Source organism: Labrenzia sp. THAF191a (assembly GCF_009363335.1).
GTDB lineage: Bacteria > Pseudomonadota > Alphaproteobacteria > Rhizobiales > Stappiaceae > Roseibium > Roseibium algicola.
The window spans coordinates 4,570,794-4,583,820 of record NZ_CP045333.1; the positions used below are offsets into that span (position 1 = coordinate 4,570,794).

At 56.5% G+C, this 13,027-nt stretch carries 13 protein-coding genes; 4 read left to right on the top strand and 9 right to left on the bottom strand.

Annotation, left to right across the window (positions count from 1 at the left end; all coding sequences use genetic code 11):
* Positions 1-97: 97 nt before the first annotated feature.
* The 3 genes from FIV05_RS21060 (at position 98) to FIV05_RS21070 (ending at position 3,759) form a co-directional block, all read left to right on the top strand.
* Positions 98-826 carry a sulfotransferase family 2 domain-containing protein gene (locus tag FIV05_RS21060; protein ID WP_152510860.1) on the top strand — a complete coding sequence of 243 codons (729 nt, stop codon included), beginning with the start codon at positions 98-100 and terminating at the stop codon, positions 824-826.
* Positions 827-1,125: 299 nt separating this feature from the next.
* Complete coding sequence (locus FIV05_RS21065; protein ID WP_152510861.1) at positions 1,126-2,574, top strand: DEAD/DEAH box helicase; 1,449 nt, start codon at positions 1,126-1,128, stop codon at positions 2,572-2,574.
* 123 nt (positions 2,575-2,697) lie between these two features.
* A complete protein-coding gene (locus tag FIV05_RS21070; RefSeq protein WP_152510862.1) occupies positions 2,698-3,759 on the top strand; it encodes a GGDEF domain-containing protein in 1,062 nt (353 codons plus the stop codon).
* A gap of 74 nt (positions 3,760-3,833) precedes the next feature.
* Here FIV05_RS21070 and tenA read toward each other — a convergent pair whose 3' ends face one another.
* The 9 genes from tenA to FIV05_RS21115 all read right to left on the bottom strand — a co-directional run bounded on the left by tenA (position 3,834) and on the right by FIV05_RS21115 (position 12,041).
* Positions 3,834-4,496: a thiaminase II gene (tenA, locus tag FIV05_RS21075; protein ID WP_152510863.1), complete on the bottom strand. Its 663-nt coding sequence runs from the start codon at positions 4,494-4,496 to the stop codon at positions 3,834-3,836.
* 32 nt (positions 4,497-4,528) lie between these two features.
* Complete coding sequence (sufA, locus tag FIV05_RS21080) at positions 4,529-4,906, bottom strand: Fe-S cluster assembly scaffold SufA (protein WP_022998742.1); 378 nt, start codon at positions 4,904-4,906, stop codon at positions 4,529-4,531.
* Between the two features lie 73 nt (positions 4,907-4,979).
* Complete coding sequence (locus FIV05_RS21085) at positions 4,980-5,375, bottom strand: SUF system Fe-S cluster assembly protein (protein ID WP_006933232.1); 396 nt, start codon at positions 5,373-5,375, stop codon at positions 4,980-4,982.
* An 11-nt stretch (positions 5,376-5,386) separates the two neighbouring features.
* Complete coding sequence (locus tag FIV05_RS21090; RefSeq protein ID WP_075283955.1) at positions 5,387-6,643, bottom strand: cysteine desulfurase; 1,257 nt, start codon at positions 6,641-6,643, stop codon at positions 5,387-5,389.
* Positions 6,644-6,678: 35 nt separating this feature from the next.
* Complete coding sequence (gene sufD, locus FIV05_RS21095) at positions 6,679-7,998, bottom strand: Fe-S cluster assembly protein SufD (protein WP_152510864.1); 1,320 nt, start codon at positions 7,996-7,998, stop codon at positions 6,679-6,681.
* A 14-nt stretch (positions 7,999-8,012) separates the two neighbouring features.
* Positions 8,013-8,768, bottom strand: a complete 756-nt coding sequence (gene sufC / locus FIV05_RS21100) for a Fe-S cluster assembly ATPase SufC (protein WP_152510865.1) — start codon at positions 8,766-8,768, stop codon at positions 8,013-8,015.
* Entirely contained in the window at positions 8,761-9,096 is a 336-nt protein-coding gene (locus FIV05_RS21105; protein ID WP_152510866.1) for a TMEM14 family protein, read from the bottom strand. Before FIV05_RS21105 ends, sufC begins: the two co-directional genes overlap by 8 nt.
* Positions 9,097-9,295: 199 nt before the next feature.
* Positions 9,296-10,768: a Fe-S cluster assembly protein SufB gene (sufB, locus tag FIV05_RS21110; protein ID WP_031268546.1), complete on the bottom strand. Its 1,473-nt coding sequence runs from the start codon at positions 10,766-10,768 to the stop codon at positions 9,296-9,298.
* Positions 10,769-10,871: 103 nt separating this feature from the next.
* A complete protein-coding gene (locus tag FIV05_RS21115; protein WP_152510867.1) occupies positions 10,872-12,041 on the bottom strand; it encodes a cysteine desulfurase family protein in 1,170 nt (389 codons plus the stop codon).
* Positions 12,042-12,341: 300 nt separating this feature from the next.
* Between FIV05_RS21115 and FIV05_RS21120 the strand changes: the two genes are divergently transcribed.
* Positions 12,342-13,010, top strand: coding sequence for an alpha/beta hydrolase (locus FIV05_RS21120; protein ID WP_022998747.1), 669 nt, complete (start codon positions 12,342-12,344; stop codon positions 13,008-13,010).
* Positions 13,011-13,027: the final 17 nt, after the last annotated feature.

The window sequence follows — 13,027 nt, forward strand, 5'->3', positions numbered from 1 at the left end:
GCAACAGCAGGTATTTTGATCTATATCTTTTTTTGAAGAGGTTGGGCGGGCGTATATTTTTGCCCGCACTGCCTATTTGACCGGTCGGAAACGTAGCATGTTAAACCGGATGTATTCGATACTGGACAGACGGCTTCGCCCCTTGCGAAATCATGTCTTCCTGGCTTTTCCCAAGCACAAGATCGCCTTTGCCCGTATCGCGGAACCTGCTTTTCAACTTCTGCGCCCGGTTCTTCATTGCCTTGCCGGGACAGACAAGCTCAAGGCCCTTTCCGGTTTTGATCTTCGGACCGCCGCCACGGAACGGCTGCTCTTCCACGGGAATGTAGAGTTACTGACAGCACGCGAACTCAAACGGCGGCATCCCGAAATGAAAGTCGCAGCCTGGGTTCAGGATCCGATGCACCGGCTGGCCTACTGTTACGAGAAAGTCATCCTGAGTGCCGATCCACTTCCGGCCTATTATGAAGAGCGCCAGTTCAATCAGGACATGACACCTCAGGAGTTCGTGTCACACGTTGCGTCGATCTCGGACCTGGAAGCAGACAATCTGTTTCGCAGCCAGACAGCTGCCCTCACCTACAAAGGAATGTTGACGGCCGATCTGATCTTGCAGCTTGAAGATTTCGACCAGTCATTCGCGACTTTTCTTTCGGAAAGCTCGCTGAGGTTCCGCACGAAATCTCCTGTCGCGTATCACGTGGACAATTTTGTCGGCAGGGACACGCTGCTGTCGTTTACCGAAGACGGCCTGGTTCAGCAGCTGCGGCGGCGCTACAAGTCAGACTACGACCTGTTCTACAAACCGACGGCTCTTTCTGCCTGACGCTGCGCAATTTTACGTATCGAATACCGGCTGAAACGATACTTTCGGAAACACATACCATTGTTTGCGCCTGCATTTTGGGCAACGCATACTGATTTTGCAGCCGATTTCATGAACCAACTTGGTTGCACTATTAACTGAGATGGCAAATCGTACTCGGAATTACTCGATTTTCTTGAGATTTTACCTCTCAAGCGCATTGACACCTGAGCGCATGAATGTAGGGTGTGCGCACATTGGCACCGGCGGTTCCCACGGCGCCGCCGATTAACAATCACAACATTCGGGCAAAGCGCTCCATGGCATTTAATACTCTCGGTCTTAGCGAGAAGGTCCTCGCTGCAGTTGAAGCAGCAGGTTATAAGGAACCCACGGCAATCCAGTCGGGAGCCATTCCGCAGGTGCTTGAGCGCCGCGACATCCTTGGCATTGCCCAGACCGGGACCGGCAAGACCGCAAGTTTCACATTGCCCATGCTGACGCTGCTCGAAAAGGGCCGCGCTCGTGCGCGGATGCCGCGCACGCTCATCCTGGAACCGACGCGCGAACTCGCTGCGCAGGTTGAAGAGAACTTTGCCAAATACGGCACCAACCATAAACTCAACGTTGCCCTGCTGATCGGCGGTGTGTCCTTTTCCGACCAGGACAAGAAGCTCGACCGTGGCACAGATGTTCTGATCGCGACGCCTGGCCGTCTGCTTGATCACTTCGAGCGCGGCAAGCTGTTGTTGCAGGGTGTTGAAATCCTCGTCATCGACGAAGCCGATCGTATGCTCGACATGGGCTTCATTCCGGATATCGAGCGGATCTGCAAACTGATCCCGTTCACCCGTCAGACTCTTTTCTTCTCGGCGACGATGCCACCGGAAATCCAGCGACTGACAGAAACTTTCCTGCAGAATCCGGCCCGTATCGAAGTCGCACCGACCTCGTCGACGGCTGAAAATGTCGCTCAGTTTCTGAAGGCGGCCGAGTCCAAGGACTACGAAAAGCGCGCAGCCCTGCGCGAACTGCTGGAAGGTGCTGAAGACCTCAAGAATGCGATTGTCTTCTGCAACCGCAAACGGGACGTGACGACGCTTTACCGGTCTCTGGAGCGTCATGAATACAACGTGGGCGCGCTCCATGGTGACATGGACCAGCGCACACGCATGATGATGCTGGACAACTTCCGGAAGGGAACGATCAAGCTTCTTGTCGCGAGTGACGTTGCCGCGCGTGGCCTCGATATTCCCGAGGTCAGCCACGTCTTCAACTTCGATGTTCCGAGCAATGCCGAAGACTATGTCCACCGGATCGGCCGGACGGGCCGCGCCGGACGCAAGGGCACTGCCTTCACGCTCGTAACCGGTGAAGACCAGAAATACCTCGATGCCATTCAGACATTGATCAAGAAGGACATCGACTGGCTGGGCGATGCGATAGATTTCGAAGCTGCCGCTCAGGAACGCAAGGCACGCCGCAAGGCCGGCAAGCCTTCCAGGAACGCACGGTCGAGCAACGACAACGAGGCTGCAGAACAACCCAAGCCTTCCAATCGTCGCCGGTCGCAGAGCAAGCCACGCGAAGTCGTGGAAGAGCAGATGGAGGAACTCCCGGAAATGCTGAACCCGACACCGGTCTCAAACCTGCCGCAACGGCAGAGTGGCAAGCGCTCCAGAAACGATAAACTGGAACCTGCCTTCGGTGCTGGCGTTCACATTCCTGCGTTTCTTCTGCGTGAGCCGCGGCCTAAAAAGGCCTCGTAACGCCGAATTCTCTCCAGGTTTTGCCTTAAGCTTAACGGCTCCTTAAACCTTCCAGCCGAGTTTAAAACCTAGTTCTTGTGTCCGTGTGGGGCGGATTCGCAAGGCATGGGTGAGAGAAACTTGATGGCGGATGAAGACGACCATAAGCGGACTATCCAGTATGGAGAGTCCGCAATCAGTTACATCAAGAAGAATGTGCTGCCAGCCTACCCTCGTTCTTACGAGCTTTGGTACACTTACGCGGCTGGATACAATCAAGGCCTGAACAGGGCCGTCAATGAATCCATAAAATCCAACGGCAGGATCAGCACCGACGAGATGCTGACCCTTTATGGCCGTTTCCTGTCGCCGACACGGCTCGGTGATCGCCTGGACGAAGTTGGCTCCAAGGTTTCCCGGGAAGTTGAAGAACTGGTCGATACGCTAAAGCTGAGTGCCGACGCCACGTCCGATTATGGCACCGCGCTCGAGCAGGCAGGCGAAAAGATCAGGTCGGTTTCCGATCCGGAGAAACTACAGAATTACGTCACACATCTGGTGAAATCGACCCAGAATGCAGTTGCTTCCAACCGCAAGCTGGAGAGCCAGCTGCTGGAGTCCAAGAAACACATTGAGAACCTGCAGTCGTCACTGGAAGCGATCCGCTACGAATCCCTGACGGACGAGTTGACGACACTCAACAATCGCAAGCACTTCGAGAACTCGATTGAACGTGTCATCGATCAATCAAAGGAGAGCGGTCGTGGCTTCTCCTTGCTGATGACCGACATCGATCACTTCAAGAAGTTCAATGACACCTATGGCCACCAGACTGGCGACCAGGTTCTGCGACTTGTCGCACTTGCGGTTAAACAGAACATCAAGGCACAGGACATCGCCTGCCGGTATGGCGGTGAGGAATTTGCGATCATTCTGCCACATGTCGGGCTCGAAGATGCCGCCGAAATTGGCGAGAACATCCGAAATGCGGTGATGTCCAAAGAACTCGTGAAACGTTCAACGGGAGAAAATCTCGGCCGTGTGACGATCTCTGTCGGCATCGCAACCTACGAGAACATCGATACGGTCCATTCCATCGTTTCGCGCGCGGACGAAGCGCTTTACCTTGCAAAAGATTCCGGTCGAAACCTTGTGAAGACTGAAAAGGATCTTGCAGGGGTGGATCAACGGGAAGACGTTGCCTGACCCAAGGCATCGTCCCTGATCAAGTATCAAGTTTCTAAATTCATTGGAAAAACAGGGGCTGAGCAGAAACTGTCTCAGTCTTTTGCATTCAGCCCCATCTGCCAGAAATCACTTTCCAGACGGCAGGCCTTCTCGAATATGGACAGCACGCGCGGGTATCGATGCTCCGTCAACGTCTGGCCTGCAGTTCCGTCTAGCCAGGCGATAAAGCCCTTTGCGAGTTCCTGATAGCCTTCACTGGCGTATTCCCGGATCCAGCGTGTGTAGGGATTGCCATCGGTGTCGCAGCCTTCCGCGGCCAGCCTGGCTCCAATTTCCGCGTATCCAATCACGCAAGGCGCAAGAGCGGCCTGGAGGTCCAGGAGATCACCAGCCATACCGGCATCGAGCACAAAGCGCGTATATGCCACTGTGGGCGTGTCTTCTGGTGCCTGCTCGATCATGTCACGCTCCATGCCCCAACCGCGGCACATCTCGACATGTAGGTCGAGTTCATCATCCAGAATCGCCTTTACCCCCTCCAGTGACTGACGCATGTCGGCGACTGACGGGCTTTTGTAGACGCCAAGCGCATAAGCGCGGGCGAACTGGATGAGAAACAGATAGTCCTGAACCAGGTAGTGCTTGAAACAAGATAACGGCAGCGTACCCGCGCCAAGCTGCTGAACAAATGCGTGATGGGTGTAGTCGGACCACTGCGGGCCGGCGTCGGCCTTCAGCCGCTCGAAAAGGCTCATGAAAATCTCATCGAATAGATAGAAAGGCGCGTTCAGCGTGCCAGGGCGTTCAGGTCCGCAGCCTGAAGCGAAACGGATTCCCCACAGCCACAGGCAGACACTTCATTCGGGTTCTTGAAGATGAAGCCGGAACGGAACTTGGTCACTTCGAAGTCCATTTCCGTGCCGAGCAGAAAGAGCACGGCAGAAGGATCCACGAAGAGTTTCGCCCCCTTGTCTTCAACGGCATCATCACCTGGCCGCGCCGCATCCACCATTTCCATGGTGTATTCCATACCGGCGCAGCCGCCCTTCTTGATACCAACACGCAAGCCGATGGCATTCTTGTCGGAATTCTCGACAAGTTCCTTCACGCGCTCGGCGGCGGCGTCAGTCAGGGTCATCACCTGGAATTTAGCGGCGGAAGCCATATGATCCTCGTTCAGTGCAGCGAATGCTAAACCTGATATGGGGTTTCAGCTTATCCGATTAAAGGCTTGAAGCTCAATACCAGTTGAGCGCAACCTTCGCTTCATCAGACATGCGATCAGGTGTCCAGGGAGGGTCGAAGACCATATCGACGTTGACCGGTCCCACCCCTGCAACCGCAGAAACGGCATTTTCCACCCAGCCCGGCATTTCGCCAGCCACAGGGCAGCCAGGGGCCGTCAGGGTCATGTCGATGTTGATCGACCTGTCATCCTCGATATCGACCTTGTAGATCAGGCCAAGCTCATAGATGTCACACGGAATCTCCGGATCGTAGACCGTCTTCAAAGCACCGATGATATCGGTGGTCAGCTGGTCGAGTTCATTTGCCGGAATGGCGCTCTTGGCCGAGACTTCCGTCTGCAACTCTTCGCCGTCCGCGCCGGTATCGATTGTGGTAGCGTTTTCCATGGGGTCCGTCCTTACCCGAAAAAGCTCTGAGCCTTCAACAGGGCTTCATACAGCGCGTCCACTTCCGCACGCGTGTTGTAAAGCCCGAAGCTTGCCCGACATGTAGAGGTCACACCATATCTTGCCAAGAGCGGCTGTGCACAATGGGTTCCTGCCCGCACAGCGACCCCTGCCCGGTCGATGATCGTGGCAACGTCGTGTGCGTGGGCGCCCTGCAGTTCGAACGAGACAATTGCGCCCTTGTCCGGCGCATCCCCGAAAATTCGCAAAGAGTTGATCTCGCGCAGCTTCCGGTGGGCATAATCCTTCAGATCTGCTTCGTGGCGTGCAATGTTTTCTCGGCCTATCGCATCCATATAGTCGAGAGCCGCGCCAAGACCGATTGCCTGCACGATCGGCGGCGTCCCGGCCTCAAATCTGTGTGGCGGTTCATTATAGGTAACAAGGTCCTCGGTCACGTCGAGGATCATCTCGCCGCCGCCATTGAAAGGACGCAAGGCTTTCAACCGATCCGGCTTGCCCCACAGGACCCCGATGCCCGACGGCCCATAGACCTTGTGTCCAGTGAAGACGTAGTAGTCGCAATCGATATCCTGAACGTCGACAGGAAGATGCACGGCCGCCTGACTTCCGTCCACAAGCACCGGGATGCCGCGTTCATGTGCGATCCGGCAAACTTCCTTCACCGGAACGACCGTGCCCAGAACATTCGACATGTGCGTGAGCGCAACCAGTCTTGTCTTGTCCGTCAAGGTATCAGCAAAGGCATCGAGATCGAACGAGCCATCTTCGCGAACATAGACCCATTTCAGCTTCGCACCGTGACGTTCACGGTGAAAATGCCAAGGCACGATGTTGGAGTGGTGCTCCATGATCGACAGAACGATCTCACCGCCATCGGCAAAATAGTCGGGCCCGAGACCATATGACACCAGGTTGATCGCCTCGGTCGTGGACTTGGTGAAAACCACCTCATCGACGGATCCGGCATTCAGGAAACGGCGCACTTTCTCGCGCGCGGCTTCATAGTTGTCCGTTGCGGTATTCGACAGGAAATGCAGGCCACGATGAACGTTGGCGTACTCCTCCGAGTAAGCCTTGGTCACCGCATCTATCACCTGCTGGGGTTTCTGGGCGGAAGCACCGTTATCCAGATAGACCAGCGGCTTGCCGTAAACCTCCCGCGACAGGATCGGAAAATCCCGACGGATGGTTTCGACGTCGTAACCGGTGTTGCCGGTTGTTTCTTCTGCGGTCGCGACCGTCATGCGGCGCTGCTCCTTATTCCCGTTCGCTTCAGATGTCAGTGATTGGCAAGCCAGTCACGCACGCGCGCTTCCAGGCCTTCGGTCACATCATCCTCGCCGTATTCTTCAATCGCTTCGGACAGGAAAGCGAGTACCAGAAGGGTCTTTGCCTCGTCTTCCGGAATGCCACGGGCGCGCAGGTAGAAAAGCAGGTCCTCATCGATCTGTCCGCTGGTCGCACCGTGAGCGCACAATACGTCGTCCGCGAAAATCTCCAGTTCCGGCTTGTTGGCCATTTCCGCGTCCTCGGAGAGGAGCAGAGCCTGGGTCATCATCTCGCCATCGGTTTTCTGCGCATGCTGGGCAACGTTGATGCGACCCTGGTAGACACCCCTGGCCTCGCCGTCCAGCACGGTCTTGAAGAACTCGCGGCTGTTACAGTGTGGCACAGCATGATCGACGATCAGCGTCTGATCAGCCAGCGATTTACCGCCCGCCATGGTTACGCCGTAGATCTTCGCTTCCGAATTTTCACCGGTAAAGTTGATGAATTGCTGGTTGCGCGTGAACTGCGGTCCGGCAATGAACCCAAGCGATTTCAGCTCGGTTTCAGCGCCTAGCGTAGCAATTGTCGTGAACAGCTGCGCGGCGTCCGTCTTGCCGACGATCAATCGCGTGGCAGCAAGCGCTGCCTTGTCGGCGAGATCGTAGTCAAACACCGTGTTCAGTTCGCCTTCGCCGGTATCTCCGACAAAGGTTTCCAGAAGACGCAATTTTGCGCCTTCGCCAAGTTTAATGCGGTTGCGGACGGCCTGAGCGCCCTTGGAAGTCGCCACCTGAACCAGCTCGACCGGCTTGGACACTTCCACGCCCGCCTCGACTGTCACGACGACGCCGCCTTGGAGGAAGGCAGTGTTCAAGGCAACGACACCGTCGGACGGTCCCGTCTTTGGCGACGCAATCAGCTGGGTGCCTGTTTCGCCGGCAAGAGCATCGGCAACGTTTGTCAGGGTTACACCTTCGCCTGCGAGCGCTTCCACGTCCGAAAGCTCGGCAAGATAGGACCCATTGGCAACGACGATGCGGTACCGGTCGAGATCTCCGAAGCCGTCCTGTGTCTCGATCAGCTTGCTGGCAATGGCTGCGTCAGTTGCACCCGCAAGGGAGGCAGCCGACTTCATGTAGGCACGCAGGTCGGAATACTTGTATTCCTCTACCCGGCGATGCGGCAGTCCACGGTCCCGAATCTGGCCGAGCGCCGCTTCGCGGAGAGCCTTGACGGCAACCGAGCCGGCCAAACCGTCTTTCGCGCTGTCGAAACGCTCCAGCAGGTCGCTTTCCGCCTGGGTGTGTTTGATGGGTGCGCTGGCGTTCATATCGCTTTGCTCCCTCAGGCGGCCGTGTCGATGTAGTCGGCGTAACCGTTCTTTTCCAGCTCCAGCGCCAGGTCCTTGTCGCCGGTCTTGACGATGCGGCCCCTGGACAGAACGTGGACGACATCCGGAACGATGTGGTCAAGCAGACGCTGATAGTGGGTGATCACCACCATGGCGCGATCGGGACCGCGCAGCTTGTTCACGCCTTCAGAAACGATCCTGAGTGCGTCGATGTCGAGGCCGGAATCGGTCTCGTCGAGAACGCAGAGCTTCGGCTCCAGCAAGGACATCTGCAGAATTTCCGCACGCTTCTTCTCGCCACCGGAGAAGCCCACATTGAGCGGACGCTTCAGCATGTCCATGGAGACGTTCAGGTGGCCGGCAGCCTCCTTGACGCGCTTCATGAAGTCCGGGATCGACAGCGTGTCCTCACCGCGTGCCTTGCGCTGTGCGTTCATCGCCGTCTTGAGGAATTCCATGGTGGCAACACCTGGAATCTCGATCGGGTACTGGAACGCCAGGAACAGGCCCGCAGCAGCGCGCTCATCCGGCTCCATCTCAAGAAGGTTCTCTCCGTTGAACAGGATCTCGCCTTCGGTAACCTCGTAGTCGTCCTTGCCGGCCAGGATGTAGGACAGCGTCGACTTGCCGGAACCGTTCGGGCCCATGATGGCGTGTACTTCGCCTGCATTGATGGTCAGATCGATGCCGCGCAGGATCTCTGTTTCGTCTTCCGCAATGCGGGCGTGCAGGTTCTTGATCTCAAGCATTGTTTGCTTCCGTCGTCTCGTTCGTTTTTTCTTTTTCGATCGCCAGTTGGCGAAGATCCTCAGCTCTTTTCTTGCGTGTCGTGATGACTTTCCTCGTTTTCACCGCGACATGGGCCAGAGCGATCACGGCCGTAAATCCTGCTGCGTAAACCGCCATCTGACGGTCGACAAAGATCAGCAGGAACGACACGAACAGCAGGATTCCAAAAACTGTCCCAAAGATGAGTTCGGAAAGATACAAGTGCATGTATTTTCCCTGATCCTGGAGCCCGTCCTGCCCTTCCATTCGGCGTTTCGCAGCCAATATCTGTGACTGCGCAACAGCCAAGTCATGTGTCTCCGACCCGTGTCCCAAAGCTTCGCTCCTGCCTCAGACCGTTTTGAAAATCATGAACCCGCCAGCAGAAACTGCTTCGTAACGGTGATCTTCCCGACGATCACGGAATTTATTCCGTCCAGTTCTTCGGAGCCCCCACAATTCCACTAACCCAACGGGCCGATGGAGGCTCATGGTCGCCATCATCAGCTCAGCCCACGGATCCTTCCAGGCTGATCGAGATCAGCTTCTGTGCCTCGACGGCGAATTCCATCGGCAGCTGCTGGATAACGTCCTTGACGAAACCGTTGACGATCAGCGCCACGGCTTCTTCTTCGGAAAGGCCGCGCTGCAGGCAGTAAAACATCTGGTCGTCCGAGATCTTCGAGGTGGTCGCCTCGTGTTCGAACTGGGCCGAGGCATTCTTGCTCTCGATGTAAGGCACTGTGTGAGCACCGCAGTCCTGACCGATCAGAAGCGAGTCACACTGGGTGAAGTTGCGCGCATTCGAGGCTTTCCGGTGAGCGGAAACCAGGCCACGATAAGTGTTCTGGGACTTGCCTGCGGAAATGCCCTTGGAAATGATCCGGCTGGAAGAGTTCTTGCCCAGATGGATCATCTTTGTGCCACTGTCGACCTGCTGATAGCCGTTGGAAACCGCGATCGAATAGAACTCACCACGCGAATTTTCGCCGCGCAGGATGCAGGACGGGTATTTCCAGGTAATCGCTGATCCTGTCTCGACCTGCGTCCAGGAGATCTTGGAATTCTTGCCGCGGCAGTCGCCACGCTTCGTGACGAAATTATAGATGCCGCCCTTGCCGTCCTTGTCGCCCGGGAACCAGTTCTGGACGGTGGAGTATTTGATCTCCGCATCATCCAGGGCCACCAGTTCAACGACAGCGGCATGAAGCTGGTTCTCGTCGCGCTGAGGTGCCGTACAGCCTTCCAGATAGGAGACGTAAGCGCCCTTCTCGGCAATGATCAGCGTGCGTTCGAACTGACCGGTGTTCTGTTCGTTGATACGGAAATAGGTCGACAGTTCCATAGGGCAGCGAACGCCTTCAGGCACATAGACAAAGGATCCATCCGAAAAGACAGCCGAGTTCAGCGTCGCGTAGTAGTTGTCGGTCACCGGAACGACGGAGCCGAGATACTTCTTCACCAGATCCGGATATTCGCGCAGTGCTTCGGAAATGGAACAGAAGATAACGCCGGCCTTCTTCAGCTCTTCCTTGAACGTGGTCACGACGGAAACGGAATCGAACACAGCATCGACCGCAACCCGGTTCTTGGGCTCGACACCGGCCAGGATTTCCTGCTCGCGCAGCGGAATACCGAGCTTTTCGTAGGTCGCCAGCAGTTCCGGATCGACTTCGTCCAGGCTTTTCGGGCCTTCGACGGATTTCGGAGACGCCCAGTAATAGAGGTCGTCGAGATCGATCTTCGGGTAGGAAACGCGCGCCCAGGTCGGCTCTTCCATCTGCTGAAAGCGGCGCAGCGCATCAAGGCGCCATTCCGTCATCCATTCCGGCTCGTTCTTTTTAGCCGACAGAAAGCGAACGGTTTCCTCGGATAGGCCTTTGGCGCCTTTTTCCGACTCGATATCGGTCACAAAGCCGTATTTATACTGGTCGACATCGATGGCTTTCACCGTATCGATGGTTTCCTGTACAGCTGGCATGTCTTGCCTCCATTCAACAGGCCTCGTGCCTGCTTTTGTTATTTCCTGCAGGGACCTTGTCACCTGCGCCATGTCTGGCAGCGAAGCTGCCTAAATCTTGTCGTCAAGCCGCCTGATGACGTGCTTGCGGATTGAGCCTGCCGACGATTTTCGGCCACAGCTCAAGGAACCTGTCGATATCGGCGCCGCTGGTATTCCACCCCATGCTGATACGCAAGGCGCAGCGGGCAAGATCTTCCGGAACGCCCATGGCTGTCAGCACATGAGACACGGACACCTTGCCGGAAGAGCAGGCTGAACCGGATGAAACCGAGATATGGTCGAGATCGCAGGCGATCAGCGCGGTTTCTGCCGGAATGCCCGGAACGGCAAAGCAACAGGTGTTGGACAGTCTTTCAGCCTTGTCGCCAAAAATAACTGTCGAAGGACAAATCGCGCACAGCCCGGCTTCGAGCTTCGCCTTCATATCGCTCAGATGGCGCGTATCGGCCGATTCTTCAAGAGCGGCCTTGCTGGCAATGCCGAAGCCGGCGATTGCCGAAACATTCTCCGTTCCGCCGCGGCGCCAGTTTTCCTGACCACCGCCAACCATGAGTGGCGCAGGTACACGGGCCGTTGAACGCACCACAACCGCACCGATGCCTTGCGGACCACCGAACTTGTGAGCAGACAGCGTCAGGACATCTGTCTTCCAGCTTTCCAGATCGATCGGCATCCGGCCGGCAGCCTGAACCGCGTCGACGTGAAAGTAGTGGCCGTGTCTTTCGGCAATGGCACCGATTTCGGCAAGAGGCTGGATGACACCGGTTTCATTGTTGGCAGCCATCACGGAAATGAGGCTTGGCCCGGCGTCCTTGACAGCCAGTTCGAGGGCACCGAGCTCAACACGGCCATCGCTGTCGACAGGTATGACCACCTGATCGGAAACCGCAAAGCGTCCGCCAGTCATCACGGAAGGATGCTCAATAGCGCTCCTGAACAACTTGTCGAGGTAAACGGGCGCTCCCTGGTCCTGCCAGGCCGGTGAAAGCGCCGTCATGTTCGCTTCCGTTCCGCCGGAAACAAATGTCACTGCACGGTTCCTGGCGTTGCAAAGACGGGCGACCTGTTCGCGTGCGGTTTCAATGCGTCCACGCGCCTTGCGGCCGTGAGCGTGAACGGAGGATGCGTTGCCTGCATCATTCAGCACCTCGATCATGACCTCACGCGCGGTTTCGCGCAAAGGCGCGCCGGCGTTGTGGTCCAGATAGATCGGGGCTGACTGCTGCTGCATAGCGCCTCTTACGCTTGAACTCGAGTTTCGCAAAGAATCGAATTTTCGCTTTACTATCAGCTACATGTGCGAAAAACCTTGAATTTTTCCGCCATGATGACGATAACTGCCCCCAACCGGTCGAACCGAGCATCGTCTGCCTGCTGAGGGATGGTGCGAACTTTCGAATAATTCTAAACAGGGTTCTAGAAACTCGGAGACAAAGAGTCAAGTTTAGACTTACGGGAAACCACGTATCGTGAGCCCAAATTACCGCGCGATCTTCCTCTGCGCGACAAAATGACAAGGACATAGCGTTTCATGCCTGAGGTGATCTTCAACGGTCCCGCCGGCCGGCTTGAGGGCCGGTTCCATCCCGCCAGAAAACGCAACGCACCCATTGCCCTGGTTCTGCATCTGCATCCGCAATTCGGCGGCACGATGAACAACCAGATCGTCTACCAGATGTACTACATGTTCGCCCGGCGCGGATTTGCAGTGCTGCGTTTCAACTTCCGCGGCGTCGGCCGTTCGCAAGGCTCCTTCGACCATGGCCAGGGCGAACTGTCCGATGCAGCGGCGGCCCTCGACTGGGTGCAGACCGTTCATACAGACGCCCGCGCCTGCTGGATTGCCGGTTTCTCGTTCGGTGCCTGGATCGGCATGCAGTTGCTGATGCGCCGCCCTGAAGTGGAAGGCTTCATCTCGGTCGCCCCACCGGCAAACCTGCACGACTTCTCGTTCCTGGCCCCCTGCCCGTCCTCCGGCCTGATCATTCATGGTGATAACGACAAGGTCGTTCCGCAGAAGGATGTGCAGACGCTGGTCGACAAGCTTAAAACCCAGAAAGGCATCGTGATCGATCACGAAACCATTCCGGGAGCCAACCATTTCTTCGAAAACGATATGGACGAGCTCATGCAGCGTTGCGGCACATATGTGGATGGGCGGCTTGGGCTGACGCCATCCGATTACGTCGACATCGACTGACACGACACCGAAGCCCG